The organism is Devosia sp. Root685 (genome assembly GCF_001427875.1).
GTDB lineage: Bacteria > Pseudomonadota > Alphaproteobacteria > Rhizobiales > Devosiaceae > Devosia.
This window is the reverse complement of record NZ_LMHK01000005.1, coordinates 223,647-240,057: the sequence shown is the minus strand read 5'-3', so window position 1 is coordinate 240,057 and position 16,411 is coordinate 223,647. Positions and strand designations below refer to the sequence as shown.

Here is a 16,411-nt window from a genome sequence, read left to right as displayed (position 1 = left end):
GACACATTGGCCATCTCGTACAGGCCATCGAGCCATCTGAGTGCGCAAATTATATCGCCAACGCCGGCTACAGAGCTACCTAAACGTGAAATGCTCTAGGGCCAGAGGATCAGCTTTATCGCCATGGCGATGGAAATCACCACGACCAATGGCCGAATGAGCTTCGCGCCAAAACGAATGCCGGCATGAGCGCCGACATAGCCACCGATAATCTGCCCGACAGCCATGCACATCACAGCCGGCCAGACGACGTCGCCGCTCGGAATGAAAATGGTCAGGGCGGCAGCGTTGGATACCAGGTTAAGCAGTTTTGTATTGCCCGCCGCACGGGTCACCCCGAGGCCGAAAAGCAGCACGAAGCCAATGGTGAAGAATGACCCGGTGCCCGGGCCAAAGACACCATCATAAAAGCCCACTGCAAAACCGAGGAGCGGAACCCATTTGGGAAAGGCCAGGCGCGCAGTCCGGTCGGCATCGGACAGATTGGGCGCAAAGAGGAAGTAGAGCGCTACCCCGATAAGCGCGAACGGGACGGCAAGATTGAGAAACGACGTATCGATCTGCTTGACCGTGACGGCACCGAGCAGGCTACCGGCATAGGTTACCGCGATCGAGGGGATCAGGGCCTTGAACGAGACAAAGCCCTTTCGCCAATAGGTGTAAGTCGCCATCGTCGTGCCGATGACCGACTGCATCTTGTTGGTGGCCAAGGCCGCAATGGGCGGCAGACCGGCCGAGAGCAGGGCTGGAACCGTCAACATGCCGCCCCCACCAGCGACAGCATCGACGAAGCCGGCGAGAAGGCCGACACCGCCCAGGGCAACAAGGGTGATGGGATCCAGCATTTGCGGGCCAGGCTAGAGGGGCACAGCGTCAAGCTGGGCGAGGAGAGAATTGAGCTTGCGCTTTTTCTCGTCGGGCCAATCAGCCGTGCGCGACACGATGAGATTGGCCTCGCTCTTGAGCATGACGCCATCGTCGAGCACCCGCAGGCCATTGGCCGCGAGGGTCGAACCCGTCGAGGTAATGTCCACCACGATATCGGCGACGCCTGACGCCGGCGCGGCTTCGGTGGCACCGAGGCTTTCGACGATCCGGTATTCGGCAATGCCGGCCCGGGCAAAATGCTGGCGGGTGATGGTGATATATTTGGTCGCGATGCGCAGCCAGCGCTTGTGGCGGCTGCGGAAATCGGAGGCGACATCGGCCAGGTCGTGGAGATGGGTGACATCGATCCAGGCCTCGGGAACGGCGATCACCACATCGGCATGGCCGAATTCGAGCGGCCGGGCAAAGTGCACGGAGTCTGGTCCGGTCTCGCTGGTCTCGTGGATCAGGTCGCGGCCGGTAACGCCAATATCGATATTGCCACGGATGAGTTCGCGAGCAATTTCCGAGGCCGGGAAAAAGCGCACCGTCACGTCGGGTTCGCCTTCGATGACCCCGAGATAGGAGCGTGCGCCGCCGGGGCGGGAAATCGTGAGGCCGCGCGCAGCGAACCATTCGCGCGTCAGTTCTTCGAGGCGCCCCTTGGAGGGCACGGCAAGGGTGATGCCGGTCATGCCGAAATCTCCGCTTCGAGGCGATCGACCCAGAGCGCGCAGCCCGAGGCGGCGATGGGCGTCGTGGCGCCGAGGCGCTCCAACAGGCGATCATATTGTCCGCCCGAGGCGAGAACTTCGCCGTCGCGGCCGGTCATTTCAAAGACGATGCCGGTATAATAATCGAGGCGCGGCGAGAAACCGGCATCGAAACTCACCTGTGCCTCGCCGAGCTTATCGAGATGACGGCGAATGGCGCGGATCGGGGCGCCGAGCATAAGCTTATGGCTTTCGGCAAGCGCTTCGATCTGGCGCAGGGCCGAAAGAACATCACCCGAAATCGCGAAATAATCGCGCAGCAGTTTCAGGGTCTTGGCCGGAACGTGCGCGGCGTCGAGCGCCTGCTGCTCGAGATAGCGGTCGGCGATTTCCTCGGGCGTGCGGCCCTCGGAAAGGCTGAGGCCCGTCGACACCATACGGGCCGTAACATCCTCGATCAGCACATCGCGCGAGGGTTGCTCCTGCCGGGGCGCATCCGGCGCGGCTTCAAGGCGCGCCAATAGCCGCTCCATGGCTTCGGTGTGCCCAAAGCGGTGACGAATGCGCGGGCGCCAGGCGTCGGGCATATCGGCCTGCACCAGCAGGGCTTCGAAAAGGCCGACACCGCCAAGGCGAATGCGCGGCACGAGGCCATAGATGGAAAGCGACGCGCGGGCGAAGGTAAAAACCTGATCGAGCGCCACGTCGCCATCAGGCTGCGCCAGCAGTTCGATGCCGGCTTGGTCGAATTCCGCCGGACCGGTTTCGCGCTGACGAAAAATGGGCCCGAGATAGGTAAAGGCAGCGGGCTGGCGCGTGCCGTCGGCGATGTAGTCGCGCACGATGGGCAGGGTGAATTCGGGCCGCAGGCAGTGTTCGGCGCCCACCAAGTCTGTGGTGAGCAGCAGGCGGCGGCCGAATTCCTCGCCGGCGAGATCGAAGTAGGGATCGGCTGGTAGCAACAAAGGCGGGATGGCGCGACAGCCGCCCTGGGCTTCGACCAGAGCTTCGAGCTGGGCCCGGCGCATGGCGGCGTTAGTCATGCAGCCTGTCCCCCAATATCCCTGACAAACGCGGCGTCATTCCCGCGAAAGCGGGAATCTCATCACAGGTCCGCACAGAGATCCCCGCTTTCGCGGGGATGACGCGGTGATTGAAGGAGCAGCCGGGGTCGGGCATAAAACTCACTGCTCGCTCAGCAATTTCTGGATGGCCGACACCAGGTCTTCGCGCTTGACCTCGAACTGGCCGGGGCGCGCGGCTTTCCATTCGGCGTTGTCGGTAATGCCTTCTGACGCCTCTTTGCCGGCAACCAGATCCTTGATCTGCAGGATGCCCTGTTCGCGCTCCTGGCTGCCCTCAATGATAACGGCGGGCGCATTGCGCTTGTCGGCGTAGGAAACTTGCTTGCCAAAGTTCTTGGTGGAGCCGAGGAACATTTCGGCGCGGATACCGGCATTGCGCAGCTCGGACACCATGGCCTGGTAGCGCGCCGTCTGGTCTTTATCCATGACGAGGACGACGACCGGGCCAACCGGCTCCTCGGCACCGAGATTGCCCGTCAATTTTAGCGCATTGGCGAGGCGCGAGACGCCGATAGAAATGCCGGTGGCCGGAACGGGCTCGCGGCGGAAACGGGACACGAGGCCGTCATAGCGGCCACCGCCGCCCACGGAACCGAAGACGACGTCCTGGCCCTTTTCGTTCTGGACCTTGAAGGTGAGTTCGATTTCAAAGACCGGGCCGGTGTAATATTCGAGGCCGCGAACCACGGAGGGGTCGATCTTGATGCGGTCTGGTTCATAGCCAGAAGCATAAAAGAGACTCTTCATTCGGCTTAGTTCATCCAAACCTTCAGTGAAGGACGGGCCGACCTGATTGAGATAGAATTCGCCCACCGGGAAGTGGGCATGCGGTCTGAGTGGCAGAGCGCCTTTTGGGCCCCCTATTCTGGCGACGTTTTGTTCAGCTGCTACGCTTGAAAACAATACGCCCAGAATAAATTCAGCCTGTTCTGAGCTGAGACCGGCGCCTTTAGTGAAGTCGCCGCTTTCATCTTTTCGACCGGCGCCTAGTAGAAGCTTCACGCCATCTGGACCTAAGCGGTCCAACTTATCGATTGCACGCATGACAACAAGCCGTCGGTCAGTGGCGCCCGCCAAACCAATAGCGTCCAGCACACCGTCCAATATCTTGCGGTTGTTCACCCGCACGATGTACTTGCCCTGCAACCCCAGCGCATCCATGACGTCGGCCATCATCATGCACATTTCGGCGTCGGCTTCGGGGCCGGCGGCGCCAACCGTATCGGCGTCAAACTGCATGAACTGGCGGAAACGGCCGGGGCCGGGCTTTTCGTTGCGGAACACATAGCCCTGGCGATAGGAGCGGTAGGGCTTGGGCAGGGTTTCGAAATTTTCGGCAAAATAGCGGGCGAGCGGCGCGGTGAGATCGTAGCGTAGGCTCATCCACTGCTCGTCGTCGTCCTGCAGTGAGAAGACGCCGGCATTGGGCCGATCGGTATCGGGCAGGAATTTGCCCAGCGTTTCGGTGAGTTCGAGCAGCGGGGTTTCGACGGGATCGAAACCGTAGCGCTCATAGACCTTGCGGATCGTTTCGATCATCTGGCCGACGGCAGCGATTTCGCCTGATGTGCGGTCTTCAAAGCCGCGCGGCAGGCGGGGGGCGATCAGCTTGGTCTTTTCGGTCATCTGATAACTCTGGGAGGCGGGCGCAGGCTAAGGATTTTGCACGAAAGAGCGCGCGCAAAATCCTTCCCCCTTCGGGACCCCTGCTCTAGCCCATCGGTTTTGGGGAAACAACAGTTTGGGTGTCTATTGGTGAGGGTGGCAGCGGCCGGGGGGACCCCGGCCGCCGCGGACGCTCACGTCACCCTCCGGCCTTTGCGATGCGGAATCAAAGAAGCCGTAGGAATGCTGTGCCACTGAAGCGGTTCTGCAACCGGGGGCAGGCCAACGTCTTCCCGCAGGTAAGCGGGCAATTCGGACGGCGCGCGCGGGCGGTTGAACCAGGCGGCAAGTGCAGCGGCAAGTACGGGGACGAGACCGCGCTGGTGCACGGCGTCGGCGATGGAGAATTCAAGGCGCAGCACGACGCTGCGCTCGGAGAGCACATTTGAAGACATTTTTGCTCCAGCGGGGCGCAACCCCACCGGCCTCATTGGTTATGAAGGAAGAAAAAAGCGGAGAGCGGACGCAGTACGAGTCGGTCTACGCTTCGGCTGGAGTTGGACTATCCGCGGGGCAAAGAACCCGAGAGACTCGCTAAGGCTGAATTAGCCCTGTACCGGATGTCGGTTGGTGCGAGCGAGATTATGCCAATTCCCCGAACGGCGGACAAACATGGTTTTCATGTAAAATGCCTCCCTCGGTTGGCAAATGCGGACACTGGGCTTCTAGATCGCGGTTCCGTGATCGGCAAGGACAAAGTGAGGCAGTCTGTCGCAGGCAGGGACCGTGTTGCTCCAAGGCAACAGAACAACAAGCCTTAACCGACTGCTAACCCTCATTTCTAGCGCTTCCTTTACCACGCCGATTGACCGGTCCTTGGGGCTTAGCGGGCACAATTGGCCGAGGTGCCAAAGGGGGCTCGATGATCATGGTCAAAACGATGCGGTTGGTTGGACTGGGTTTTGCGGTGGCGGCAATGGTGCTGTCCCAGGTCGTGCCCGGCTTTGCAGATTCCCGTTTTCAGCCCGGCTGGCGCTTTGCCCCGCCACCCGGCGTCACCATCACCAGCCAGCGCCCGCGCCACGCTCTGGCGCTACAGGCCAGCAATCAGGTCCAGCCGGTCTATCTGCGACAGGTCGTTCCCTATCCCACTGGCGAACGTTCCGGCACGATCGTCGTCGATTCGCGCGCGCATTTTCTCTACTTCGTCCTCGGTGACGGACGGGCGCTCCGATACGGCATCGGGGTAGCGCGCGATGGTTTTGGCTGGAGCGGCACGCACCGCGTCTCGCGAAAAGCCGAATGGCCGGGCTGGACGCCGCCGGCCGAGATGCGCAAGCGCCAGCCGGGCCTACCCGCCCATATGGAAGGGGGCCCCAATAATCCGCTCGGCGCGCGTGCGCTTTATCTCGGTTCGACGCTCTATCGCATCCACGGCACCAATGAGCCCTGGACCATCGGCCAGAACGTCTCCTCGGGCTGCATCCGCATGGTCAACGAAGACGTGATCGATCTTTACGGTCGTGTGCAATTGAACACGAAAGTGGTGGTTCTTTAGCAAGGATTTGGCGGCAAAACTCCCCGCAATCCTTCCCAGGAGCCGTCATGGCACGCAAACCGGTTCTTCGCTCCTTCTTCCGGCGTTTTCTCGCCGACGAGCGCGGCGCCTTTGCCGTCATGTTCGGCGTCATGGCCATCGTGCTCGTGGCACTTGGCGGCGCGGTGGTCGATTATGTGACGCTCGAACAGGGCCGCAACCGGGCCCAATTGGCGCTCGATGCAGCAGCGCTGGCCCTGCAGCCGCGCGTTTTTGAATCAGACTATGACGAAGCCGAAGTGCAGCGACTGGCGCAAGCCTTCCTCGACGAACGCATTGGCCGCAACGACGTCGTCGCGACGATCGTGACCACCCGCGGCAATGGCGAGGAAGGGTCGCTTTATTTCCAGGCCCGCATCACCGTACCCACCGTCTTTGTCGCGCTGGTCGGCGTACCGGAATTGGGCGCAGCCATAGAAGCCGAGGCAACGCGCAAGAAGCTGGCGCTTGAAGTGGTCATGGTGCTCGATAATTCGGGCTCAATGGCGAGCGAAAACCGCATGACGAGCCTGATCGATGCGGCCAAATGCGCGACCTATATCCTGATGTATTCTGCTGTTCAGGATGCAGGAAGGAACAACAACACCTGCGTCCCGACTGCGGACGCAGAGCTCGTGGAAGATGTTCGCATCGGCATCGTGCCGTTCACCATGTTCGTCAATGTGGGGGCTGGCAATGCCAACGCCGCCTGGATCGACAAGACGGGGGCGTCTTCCATCCATTTCGACAATTTCGACAATGACGATGATGAAGACAGGCTCGTTCTGACGTCGGGAACGCATTATTTCCCGACACGGCAAGCCCTGTTCGCTGCGACGGGTCAAACGTGGCGCGGCTGCGTCGACGCACGCCCCCATATCAAGACTGGCACTGAACCGTCGGAATACCTCGATACCGACGATACGCCGCCGGTGGCCGGAGATACGCTTTTTGTGCCGCAGTTCGCTCCAGACCTAGCGGCAGGCACCGGCGGCAATAACTACATCAACAATACAGCGGCGATCATCAACTCGACCTATCTCAACACCATCGGCTGGGCGACGGCCAATGCCGATAGCCCAGCCATATGCGATCGGCCGGCGCAGGGCGCCACGCGTTGCGACATTGAGGAGCAACGAATCAAGTCGAATGGGAACTGGGGAAACCCATTCCTGACAAAGGGTACGGTCAACACCGGCTCGCCGATCAATTTTGTCAGCAACGCGATGTATCAGAACGCATTCTACGGGCGGCTACCGCCCAATTGCGCCTGCCGGAACACCACGTCCAGCAACACGATTACGTACACGAGTTGGACCGGGTCGGGTAATACGCAGACCCGTACCGGATACTGCAGTAGTTTCGTGCCGTTCGGCCTTTCCACGCGAGAATTGCAGGAGCGCACCTGCAAGTATCACCAGACTATAGGCGCCCAGGGGTTCTCGTCAGGACCAAACGCAGACTGCACACGCACACCTATCTTGCCGCTGACCAATGTGCCTGAAACCGTCATCGCTACGATCAACAGCATGACGGCCGAAGGCGGCACCAATATTCATGAAGGCACGGCGTGGGGCTACCGCGCGCTGACCCCGGGTGAGCCCTTTACGGAGGGCGGCGACCTTGATGACGAGTCGATCAAAAAGGTCATGATCATCATGACGGACGGCGAGAACACCGACTACAACCTGTCAAACCATTGCAATGAAGCGATGCGGACGCTCAATGGCAAGTGCTACAACACCGCCTACGGTTTTCCCTACAATTCGCGAAACCCCAGCACGACCTCCACTAGCGGCGGCAACATCAATCGTCTGGGCCAGATGAATGCCACAAATGCCCAGCTCGTCGAACAAATGAACCAGCGCACCTCCGACACCTGCGCCAATGCCAAAGCGGCCGGCATCGAAATCTACACGATCGGCCTGGCGACGGATAAAGTCTCGCAGAGCACCACAGCGGTCGTGCAGGCCATGCTGAAAGGCTGCGCCTCCGCGACCGACAAGGCGGAGTTTCCCAGTGCATCGAGCGACTTGAAAGATAACTTCACGTCGATCGCCAACGAACTCTCGGCGCTGCGCCTGGCTCTTTAGGCGCGGTACGGCGACCCTCATGGGGGGTGGTCCGGATTGCGCCAAACATCAGGCCGGATCGGCATTGTGAAGGAACAACGAACCCGCTCAGAGGGTTCGGTTCCGTCAACGATCGTCAAGGCGGCCTAACGATGTACGAATTTCTCCCAAGACGCATACTCCTCGTCGAAGACGATCCTGTGATCGCGATCATGCTTGGCGAAATCCTGCACGATCTCGGGCACTGGGTCATCGGCCCATGTCACACCTTGGAAGAGGGCCTCGTCGCTGTACGGTCCGGCGGCATAGACATGGCCTTTTTGGATTTCGAGCTTGGCCCGGACACCGATGCGGTTCCGATCGCCCAGGCGCTGGCCGAGCAAGACGTCCCTTTCGCATTCGCGACAGGGAAGGATCCTCATAGAGTGTCGAGCATCTATAGCGGGCGTCCGGTGATTGCCAAGCCGGTGGCGCCGTCCGAGATCGAAGCGGCTATCCTTGAGTTAGGCAGCCCTCCAGCTTTCCATTAATTCGGCTTCGCATATGTCATAGTTAGTAGCGCCGTCGGCGTTCGCCGGTCATGGTGGGCAATGACCTGCGCATGGTCACTGTACACGTTCACCCAGAACATCGGCTGTGCTTGTTCGGAGAAATGCTTCCAACCTGGGTGCGTTTGCGCCAACGAGGCCTTTGAAATGCACCTCTCCCCGCTTCGCTACATCCTTCATGTGGAAGACGAAATTCTCATTGCGCTCGATGTGGAAGCTTCGCTGCTCAATGCAGGGGTTCAGGCCGTCACGCACGTTGCCTCCTGTGCCGATGCCTTGAAAACGATCCAGTTCAGTCCTCCTGATCTGGCTATTCTCGATATCGAGGTGCTCGACGGAAACACGGCGCCGGTGGCAGATCTTCTCAAGTCCCTGAATGTCCCATTCGTTCTCTATACCGGGTCTGCCGTTGCAGGCGGCCTGCGATCCTTCGATGGTGCGACGTTTCTGGAAAAGCCGGCACGAAGCGCAGACCTTGTAGAGGCTGTCCGGGCATTGGCGGGGATTTCGCAATAAACGGGGGCCATCCGAGAGCCAAAGGTCTACGGAGTTAGGCGCAGATCGCCGCCTTCGCCATCACGATTGATACCACGAGCCCCGAAGATTGCCAGTCGCGCTCGATCAAAGCCTCCAAGGCGCTTGCCAAGCCTCGCTCGAGGCGACTGCCGAACCCTGTCCCGGCGACAAGCGAGGGTACGGGACCGCCCGTTTCCCGCCAGATGAGATGCAATCGATCGCCATCACTCCTGACATCGACGTCAATCCGGCCAGTCCCCACCGAAAGCGACCCATACTTGGCGGCATTTGTCGCCAGTTCATGCAGCAACAGCGCCAGATTGGTGACTGCCTTGCCCCCGACATCGAAATCGTCGCCACCTATGCTGATCCGATTTTCCATCGCGTAGGGTTGGAGAATGGTTTGCACCAATGTGAGCAGCGCCACATGCTGCTCATTCTCGGGGCCGAGCATCCGGTCTGACATGATCAGGTCATGCGCCCGCGCCAACGAGGATAGTCGCGCCTGGACATCTGCAATAACGTCGCCTTCGCGCGCCGACTTTGCGCTGATCGAGACGATGGCATTGGCCAGAGCGAACAGGTTTTTGACGCGATGGCGCATCTCGCCCATCAGCAGTTGCTGCTGTTCCTGCGCCACCAGCCTTTCGGTGATATCGCGGGCAATTTTCGATGCACCGACGATGACGCCCTTCTCATTACGAATGGGAGAGATGGTCAGCGAAATATCGATCAGCGAGCCATTCTTGCGACGGCGTTTTGTCTCAAAATGTTCAACGCGCTTCCCGCGCTGAATTTGCGCAAGGATCAACGGCTCCTCATCCAGCCGGTCGGGTGGGATCAGGATCGTGACCGACTTGCCGATAATTTCGTCGGCAGAATAGCCGAACAGTCTCGTGGCCCCTCCATTCCAACTCTGGATGATGCCGTTGAGATTCTTGCTGATGATCGCGTCGTCGGAGCCTTCTATGATGGCCGCAAGCCAATCGCGCGCGTCGGGGACCTGAGCGCCCGCGCCCTGTGAAGGCAGAATTTGACGCTCGCTGGTCTCTAGCTGCGACGGAGAATCCTGGCCTTGCTCAGTTGGTGAAAGGGACGTCACTCCTCCATCTCTCCTCTCGATGTTCCGCTCGCCTAACCGTCGCACAAGCATCTCAGGGGATGCGCTCCTTCGTGTGCACGGCGCTTGATAGTCGTGATCGCATCCCTCTCTGATCGCATAAATGAATCGCGCCGGAGAAAGTTCAATGTGGTTTTCTTGAATGCGCCATCAAGGGCGTCGCCAGGGATCGGACGACGATTTCCCCGTCCCTGACCGGAGCTTTAAGCCTCATAAAGGAGAGGTTTCAACACCGGGCAATATGTCTTTGGGCCCGAACCTATCCTCACCCGCAATTGAGAACGGCAGTGCTGTCAGAAGGCGACCCGTTCGCCGGTTCGGGCGGACCGATAGGCCGCTTCAGCTATTCTGGTCAGCCACACGGCAGTTTCGAGGTGGGTGGGGTCTTCAAAAGCGCCCAACAGGATATCGACAAACTGATCGAGGGTGGCGAGCAGTGGGGCAAGCTGGGGTTGCTCCTGCCAGACGTCGGAGCCGGCGCTTTTGAGCATGACACGCTGGTCGATGGGGCCGACGGCGATAGAGCCGCCGGTGCCGATGATCTCGATGGCGTAGCCGAAGAAGCCGGAGACGAAGCTGGTCTCTGCGACGGCTATCACACCTGCTGGATAAGCTAGGACGCTGACCGTGTTGTCCTCAACACCAACGCCCGCAACCTCAGCCAAGAGAGTCTGAATGCTCAACGGATGCTCGCCGTGGAAATACATGCCGAGATAAAAGCCATGCGCACCAAGGTCAATGACGGCGCCGCCGCCGGCTTCTTCGGCGTTGAAGAAATGCGCGGGGATCCAGGGCGTACCCACTGCGCCGTGATGGGCATAGCGGATACGGCTGCTGGTGACCCTGCCGATGGCGCCGGCGTCGAGCAATGCTTTGATGGTCTGGATCGGCGCTTCGCGCAGACGCTGCAGCGACACTCTTAACACCAGCCCCTTGGATCGGGCTTTTTCGACAAGGCGCTCCGCATCGGCTGTTTCGAGCGCGAGCACCTTTTCGGTGAAAACATGCTTGCCGGAATCGAGCGCGGCGCCGATGACGGTCGGGTGCTCGACCGTGGCGGTATCGACGACGACAGCAGAAATGTCGATCCTCGTCAGAACGCGGGCAAGGTCCGGCTCGAAGGGGAGGCCGTGCTCGGCGGCGAAGGCCCGGCCGCGCTTGGCATTACTGTCCCAGATCACGACGATTTCGGCCTGCGGATTGGCGCGGCTATCCTGCAGATGGTGGATGGCATGAACATGCCAGGTGCCGAGCAGAGCGAGCTTGATGGTCATGGTGTCACCTCAAGCCGTGCGCCGAAGCGTCGGGGTCGAAGAGACGAGCTGGCGAGTATAGTCGTTGTCGGGGGAAGAGAAGATGCGGCTTGATGGACCACGCTCGACGATCTGGCCGTGCTGCATGACAAGCGCCTCATCGGTCATATGGCGGATGACGGCGAGATCGTGCGAGACGATGACCAGCGCCAGATTGCGCTCGGCGCGGAGGCGCATCAGCAGATTGAGGATTTGCGCCTGTGCCGAAATATCGAGCGAGGAGGTCGGTTCATCGGCCACCAGAACCTGCGGCTGGCAGGCAAGCGCGCGGGCAATGCCGACGCGCTGGCACTGCCCACCGCTGAGGCCACCCGGTCGCCGATCCATGGCCTGCAACGGCAGGCCGACATCGTCGAGGAGATCGCCGGCCGCTTCGAGCGTCGCACGACCGTGCAGGCCCTGCCAGCGGGCAATGACTTCGGCCACGATCTGGCGCGGCGTGCGCCAAGGCGTTAGGGCACCATAGGGGTCCTGGAAGATCATCTGCACGGCGCCGCGCAGGGGATCGTTGGCCCTGACGTCCTGCCAGCTCTTGCCCTTGACCAGCACGGTGCCATCGGTCGGCAATTGCGCGCCGACGAGGATGCGGCCGAGTGTGGATTTGCCGCTGCCGCTCTCGCCGACAATGCCGATGGCCGCGCCAGCAGAGATATCGATATCGAGCGGATGGACGGCCGGCGCCTTGGCATTGTGGTACGTCATGCCGACGCCTTCGGCACGAATGATGGGCTCGGGCTGGCGCGGTCGCAGCAGAACCGGCAGTTCGGGACGATGCAATTGCCCGGTTTCGCGGTCGAGCACGGCAAGCGGCGTACCGACCGGCGCGAGTTCGGGGCGGGCGGCAAGGAGCGCCTTGGTATAGCTGTGGTCGGGGTCGCCCAGCACCTTGTCGGTCGCGCCCTTTTCGACCAGCTCGCCACCGCGCATCACGGCGACGCTTTCCGAGACCATGCCGACAACAGCGAGATCGTGGGCGATCATTAGCAGGCTCATGCCGGTTTCCTTGCGCAGATCGCCGAGAAGCTTCAGCACGTCCTTTTGCACGGTTACGTCGAGCGCCGTCGTTGGTTCGTCCGCGACGATAAGTTCGGGGCGGCCGGCAAGAGCGAGCGCAATCATCAAACGCTGGCGCATGCCCCCCGAAAGTTCGTGCGGATAGTTTTCCAACAAGGCCGCAGGACGCGGCAGGCGCACCTGATCGAGCAATTCAAGTGAGCGCAGGCGAATATCGGCGCCGGGGTCGAGTTCGGAGATTGTTTCGGCCAACTGGCCGCCGATGCGCATGACCGGATCAAGGCTTGAGAGCGAGGCTTGCGGCACCAGCGCAACCATGCGGCCGCGCAGCTTGCGCCACTCCCTGGAATTGGCATTGACCAGATCCTGGCTATCAAAGGTTGCGGTGCCGGAATTGACCTTGCCCCCGATGCGCGACAGGAGGCCCGTCAACACGCGCGCGGTGACGGTCTTGCCTGAGCCGGATTCACCGACGAGAGCCAGCGCGCCGCCGCGGGGGATATCGAAGCTGACGTCGCGAATGACCTGACGGCCGGCGAGCAGCACACCGAGATTGCGGACTTCGACGAGATTATCGGACGTGCTCATGATCACCGCCTGTTATCGAGGAGGGAGTCAGCGATGAAGCTGAGGGAGAGGCCGGTGAGCGCCAGGACGGCGCCGGGCATGACCGTGATCCACCACGCATTGCGCAGGAACCCGCGGCCCTCATACATGATCGAGCCCCATTCGGGGGCGGGTGGCTGTACCCCTGCCCCAAGGAATGGGAGCGAGGCGAGGATCACCACGACGAGCACGACGTCGCCGATGGCGTAGGCAAGCGTGATGCGGCTCACGCCGGGTGTGATATGGCGCATGACGATGCTGAAGGGATTGAGGCCGGCGACGCGCGAAGCGACGACGAAATCGGCATTGCGCAGGGCGAGAGCCTGGCCGCGGGCGAGACGGGCATAGACGGCCCATTGCACGCACATCAGGGCGATCAGCGCCGCCGGAAGCCCAGCCGGCGCAAAACCCCATGGCTTGTCCGACCCCACGGCCACGACGAGAGCCAGGAGCAAAATGATCAGCGGAAAGGCGATGACGGCATCGACAATGCGCATCAGGATCGTATCGGCCCAACGGTGCTTCGTGGCGCCGGCCAGAGTGCCGAGCGTCGTGCCGACGATGACGGCGAAACCAGTGGTGAAGGCGGCAGCGATGAGATCGACGCTGCCACCGGCAAAGGTGCGCACAAAAATGTCGCGACCAACCGAGTCAGTGCCGAAGGGATGGGCCCAGCTTGGCGCCATGAAGGGCATGTTGACGAAGTCATTGGGGGAATAAGGCGAGAGGATCGGCACCAGCACGCACATGGCGACGATGGTGCCGAACATGACGATGCCGACGAGGCGGCTGACATGGGTGCCGACAAGGGCACGGAGCCAGCCCTGGGCCAGGAACGGCCGGGGAAGCGTAGCAGTGGTCATGATGCACTCCGGGCGCGCGGGTCGACCAATGGATAGATGAGTTCGGCAAGGAGGTTGCCGACGATGACGGCGCAGGCCGACATCAGGGCGATGCCCTGGATGACCGGATAATCGCGGCGTGCGACAGCCTTGGTCATTTCCGAGCCGATGCCGGGGAGGCCGAACACGGCCTCGACGATGATGGCGCCGGTAAGGAGCGAGCCAAAACTGATGCCGAGAAGGGTGATTATCGGCAGGACTGAATTGGGGAGGATATGGCGGAAGTTGAGCGCCGACTTCGAGAGGCCGCGCGACAGAGCCGCTTCCATATAAAGCTGCTGGCTCGATTCGATCGCCGCCTGACGTACGGTGCGGGCAATGATCGGGCCGAGATGCCCCGAGAGGGCAATGCCGGGCAGCACGAGGAATGGAAAATTATCGGGATAGGACCCGGCCCAGCCACCGGCGGGCAACCAGCCGAGCTGGATCGAAAAGACCAGGGTCAGCAAAAGGCCGATGAGGAAGGTGGGGGTCGCATAGAGCAGCATGACAATGGTGCGGACGGTTAGGTCTATAGCCTTATAGGGGCTCAGCGCCGCGGCTAGGCCAAGGCTGATGCCGGCTATGGTCGAGAGCAGCATACCCACCGCAACAATTGAAAGCGTGGTGGGCAGCGCCCCGGCTATGATGCCGGAGACACTGTCACCACGCTGCACAGCCGACTGTCCGAGATCGCCGTGGAGGAGGCCGGCGATATAGTCGAAGAACTGCTGGACGGGAGGTACGTCCAGGTGCAGCGCCGTGCGCAGGGCGGCTTCCGCCTCTGCGCTGGTTTCGCTCCCGAGGATGGTGGTAACCGGATCCCCGGGAATGAGCCGGACGAGCAGGAAAACGAGGACAATCACGCTGGCTAGCGTCAGTAGCGACTGTCCCACCTTGCCGGCTGCCTGCCCCCATCCTGCTCGTAGTGTCACTGGTCGCGGCCTCCCACCACGATGCCGGTGCCCACGAGGGACACGGTGCCTTCGGGAAGGCTGGTGGCAGCGCCACGCACCCAGGGAGCCAGGATCGTATAAGGACGATCCTCAGCAAAGAGGGTGCCGATTTCGGCGGCAGCGGCCGCGCGGTCGTCGCCGCTCGACTGATTGACCTTGGCGATCAGCGCATCCATGGCTTCGGAATTGTAGCCGGTGAATTCGGCCTTGAGCGAACCGGTGCCGAGAAGCGCATTGCCGAGCAGGTGGTCGGGGATGTTGGCGGCGGAGGCCATGGCGCCGGGCACCATGTCATAGTCGCCGGCGCGGAGACGCTGGATCAGGGTCGATGCATCGAGACGCTCAAGCTGGACGTCGATACCGATATCCTTGAGCTGGTTCTGGACGATCAGGGCCAACTGGCTCGAGAAGGCGAATTCCTGATCCGAATACATCAGGCGGACCTGGCAACCCGAAGCGCATTCGGTTTCAGCCAGGTAGGCCTTGGCGGCATCGAGATCGCGGGAGGTCGACTGGCTCGCATCGTAATAGGCCATGCTCGGGGGCCAGAAGCCGGCAAGCGGCTGGTTGGTATCACCCCAGATGGAGCGGACGATGACTTCGCGATCGAGCGCTGCCGAGACGGCGTTGCGCATGTTGGGATCGGCGAAGACGCCGCTCTGGTTCCACATGCGCAGATCATAAAAACCATAGACCGGCACGGAGCTGATGGTCAGGCCCGGAGCGCCCTGGAGCTGGAGCATGAAGCTTGGGGGAAGATCGCCGGCATAGTCCACCTGGCCGCTCTGGAGCTGGCCGACGGCGCTATTGGCGTCTTCGATGACTGTGAGGGTCAGATTGGCAATCGCCGGCTGGGCGCCGCCGCCATAGTTCTCGTTGGCAACGAGTTCGAGCTTGTTGGAGGCCCAGGTGGAGGCGATTTTGTAGGGGCCGGAGGTGACGGGATTGAGGAAGAATTCCTCGCCCTTTTCGAGACCGGCGGCGGGATAGATGCCATAGGAGCCGGCCGAGGCGAAATCGCCGAAGGACGGGAATGGGCCCTTGAAGGTGAATTTCGCGGTGAGGTCGCCGGTTGCTTCGACGCCGGCGACGCGGCCCATCATGGCGCCGAGCACGCTGCCTTCGACGGCCATGTGGCGGGTGAAGGTGGCGGCAACGTCGGCGGCGGTCAGCGGCGAGCCATCCGAGAATTTCAGACCGGGCTTGAGGGTGACGGTCGCTTCGGTGAAATCGGGGCTATATTCGATGCCCTCGGCAAGGCCTGGTACGATGGTGCCGTCGATCTGCTGGGTGAGCAGCGTTCCGTTCATAAGGCTGAATGCGGCGCGGTCGGTTGCCGTCACGGTCTTAGTCGGGTCAAAGCTTTGGGCCGGGGCCGGCAGCGACACCGTTGCCTGTTCGACCGCTTCGGCGGCGTGGCTGGCGCTGACAAAACCGGTGGCGAGCAGCGCCGATGCGGCAATGCCGAGCATCAGTCTCTTGGTCGTGTTCATAAAAATCCTCCTCATTGCGGCCACCGGGTCTCCGTCCCAAGTGTAG

15 protein-coding genes are annotated in these 16,411 nt (G+C 61.4%); 4 read left to right on the top strand and 11 right to left on the bottom strand.

What is annotated here, in order from left to right; genetic code table 11:
- Window positions 1-95 precede the first annotated feature (95 nt).
- The 5 genes from ASD83_RS20535 to ASD83_RS20515 form a co-directional block, all read right to left on the bottom strand.
- Window positions 96-845, bottom strand: coding sequence for a TSUP family transporter (locus ASD83_RS20535; RefSeq protein ID WP_056314276.1), 750 nt, complete (start codon window positions 843-845; stop codon window positions 96-98).
- A 12-nt stretch (window positions 846-857) separates the two neighbouring features.
- Window positions 858-1,562, bottom strand: a complete 705-nt coding sequence (gene hisG, locus ASD83_RS20530; RefSeq protein WP_056314275.1) for an ATP phosphoribosyltransferase — start codon at window positions 1,560-1,562, stop codon at window positions 858-860.
- The gene (locus tag ASD83_RS20525; RefSeq protein WP_082561391.1) at window positions 1,559-2,623 is read right to left on the bottom strand and encodes an ATP phosphoribosyltransferase regulatory subunit; all 1,065 of its coding nucleotides are present in this window, start codon (window positions 2,621-2,623) and stop codon (window positions 1,559-1,561) included. Before ASD83_RS20525 ends, hisG begins: the two co-directional genes overlap by 4 nt.
- A gap of 141 nt (window positions 2,624-2,764) precedes the next feature.
- Window positions 2,765-4,291, bottom strand: coding sequence for a histidine--tRNA ligase (gene hisS / locus ASD83_RS20520; RefSeq protein ID WP_056314273.1), 1,527 nt, complete (start codon window positions 4,289-4,291; stop codon window positions 2,765-2,767).
- 173 nt (window positions 4,292-4,464) lie between these two features.
- Complete coding sequence (locus ASD83_RS20515) at window positions 4,465-4,725, bottom strand: hypothetical protein (RefSeq protein WP_056314272.1); 261 nt, start codon at window positions 4,723-4,725, stop codon at window positions 4,465-4,467.
- Between the two features lie 473 nt (window positions 4,726-5,198).
- Between ASD83_RS20515 and ASD83_RS20510 the strand changes: the two genes are divergently transcribed.
- The 4 genes from ASD83_RS20510 to ASD83_RS20495 all read left to right on the top strand — a co-directional run bounded on the left by ASD83_RS20510 (window position 5,199) and on the right by ASD83_RS20495 (window position 8,982).
- On the top strand, window positions 5,199-5,828 hold the full coding sequence (locus tag ASD83_RS20510) for a L,D-transpeptidase (protein ID WP_244489250.1): 630 nt from the start codon (window positions 5,199-5,201) through the stop codon (window positions 5,826-5,828).
- Between the two features lie 47 nt (window positions 5,829-5,875).
- Window positions 5,876-7,939 carry a TadE/TadG family type IV pilus assembly protein gene (locus ASD83_RS20505; RefSeq protein ID WP_056314271.1) on the top strand — a complete coding sequence of 688 codons (2,064 nt, stop codon included), beginning with the start codon at window positions 5,876-5,878 and terminating at the stop codon, window positions 7,937-7,939.
- A 131-nt stretch (window positions 7,940-8,070) separates the two neighbouring features.
- Window positions 8,071-8,448 (top strand): response regulator, encoded by a 378-nt coding sequence (locus tag ASD83_RS20500; RefSeq protein WP_056314270.1) that lies wholly within the window; start codon window positions 8,071-8,073, stop codon window positions 8,446-8,448.
- A gap of 165 nt (window positions 8,449-8,613) precedes the next feature.
- Window positions 8,614-8,982, top strand: coding sequence for a response regulator (locus tag ASD83_RS20495; protein WP_056314269.1), 369 nt, complete (start codon window positions 8,614-8,616; stop codon window positions 8,980-8,982).
- A 34-nt stretch (window positions 8,983-9,016) separates the two neighbouring features.
- On the opposite strand, the gene ASD83_RS20490 is transcribed toward ASD83_RS20495, so the two are convergent.
- The 6 genes from ASD83_RS20490 to ASD83_RS20465 all read right to left on the bottom strand — a co-directional run bounded on the left by ASD83_RS20490 (window position 9,017) and on the right by ASD83_RS20465 (window position 16,365).
- On the bottom strand, window positions 9,017-10,084 hold the full coding sequence (locus ASD83_RS20490) for a PAS domain S-box protein (protein WP_244489246.1): 1,068 nt from the start codon (window positions 10,082-10,084) through the stop codon (window positions 9,017-9,019).
- 311 nt (window positions 10,085-10,395) lie between these two features.
- The gene (locus ASD83_RS20485) at window positions 10,396-11,376 is read right to left on the bottom strand and encodes a Gfo/Idh/MocA family protein (RefSeq protein ID WP_056314268.1); all 981 of its coding nucleotides are present in this window, start codon (window positions 11,374-11,376) and stop codon (window positions 10,396-10,398) included.
- Between the two features lie 9 nt (window positions 11,377-11,385).
- Window positions 11,386-13,017: an ATP-binding cassette domain-containing protein gene (locus ASD83_RS20480; RefSeq protein WP_156386072.1), complete on the bottom strand. Its 1,632-nt coding sequence runs from the start codon at window positions 13,015-13,017 to the stop codon at window positions 11,386-11,388.
- Between the two features lie 2 nt (window positions 13,018-13,019).
- Window positions 13,020-13,898, bottom strand: coding sequence for an ABC transporter permease (locus ASD83_RS20475; RefSeq protein WP_056314266.1), 879 nt, complete (start codon window positions 13,896-13,898; stop codon window positions 13,020-13,022).
- Window positions 13,895-14,851: an ABC transporter permease gene (locus ASD83_RS20470; protein WP_156386071.1), complete on the bottom strand. Its 957-nt coding sequence runs from the start codon at window positions 14,849-14,851 to the stop codon at window positions 13,895-13,897. Before ASD83_RS20470 ends, ASD83_RS20475 begins: the two co-directional genes overlap by 4 nt.
- On the bottom strand, window positions 14,848-16,365 hold the full coding sequence (locus ASD83_RS20465; RefSeq protein ID WP_056314264.1) for an ABC transporter substrate-binding protein: 1,518 nt from the start codon (window positions 16,363-16,365) through the stop codon (window positions 14,848-14,850). Before ASD83_RS20465 ends, ASD83_RS20470 begins: the two co-directional genes overlap by 4 nt.
- Between the last annotated feature and the right edge of the window lie 46 nt (window positions 16,366-16,411).

What these genes read in the sequence shown, in the direction of transcription:
- ASD83_RS20535 (WP_056314276.1), bottom strand. Translation starts at nt 845, where the DNA reads ATGCTGGATCCCATCACCCTTGTTGCCCTGGGCGGTGTCGGCCTTCTC.
- hisG (WP_056314275.1), bottom strand. Translation starts at nt 1,562, where the DNA reads ATGACCGGCATCACCCTTGCCGTGCCCTCCAAGGGGCGCCTCGAAGAA.
- ASD83_RS20525 (WP_082561391.1), bottom strand. Translation starts at nt 2,623, where the DNA reads ATGACTAACGCCGCCATGCGCCGGGCCCAGCTCGAAGCTCTGGTCGAA.
- hisS (WP_056314273.1), bottom strand. Translation starts at nt 4,291, where the DNA reads ATGACCGAAAAGACCAAGCTGATCGCCCCCCGCCTGCCGCGCGGCTTT.
- ASD83_RS20515 (WP_056314272.1), bottom strand. Translation starts at nt 4,725, where the DNA reads ATGTCTTCAAATGTGCTCTCCGAGCGCAGCGTCGTGCTGCGCCTTGAA.
- ASD83_RS20510 (WP_244489250.1), top strand. Translation starts at nt 5,199, where the DNA reads ATGGTCAAAACGATGCGGTTGGTTGGACTGGGTTTTGCGGTGGCGGCA.
- ASD83_RS20505 (WP_056314271.1), top strand. Translation starts at nt 5,876, where the DNA reads ATGGCACGCAAACCGGTTCTTCGCTCCTTCTTCCGGCGTTTTCTCGCC.
- ASD83_RS20500 (WP_056314270.1), top strand. Translation starts at nt 8,071, where the DNA reads ATGTACGAATTTCTCCCAAGACGCATACTCCTCGTCGAAGACGATCCT.
- ASD83_RS20495 (WP_056314269.1), top strand. Translation starts at nt 8,614, where the DNA reads ATGCACCTCTCCCCGCTTCGCTACATCCTTCATGTGGAAGACGAAATT.
- ASD83_RS20485 (WP_056314268.1), bottom strand. Translation starts at nt 11,376, where the DNA reads ATGACCATCAAGCTCGCTCTGCTCGGCACCTGGCATGTTCATGCCATC.
- ASD83_RS20480 (WP_156386072.1), bottom strand. Translation starts at nt 13,017, where the DNA reads ATGAGCACGTCCGATAATCTCGTCGAAGTCCGCAATCTCGGTGTGCTG.
- ASD83_RS20475 (WP_056314266.1), bottom strand. Translation starts at nt 13,898, where the DNA reads ATGACCACTGCTACGCTTCCCCGGCCGTTCCTGGCCCAGGGCTGGCTC.
- ASD83_RS20465 (WP_056314264.1), bottom strand. Translation starts at nt 16,365, where the DNA reads ATGAACACGACCAAGAGACTGATGCTCGGCATTGCCGCATCGGCGCTG.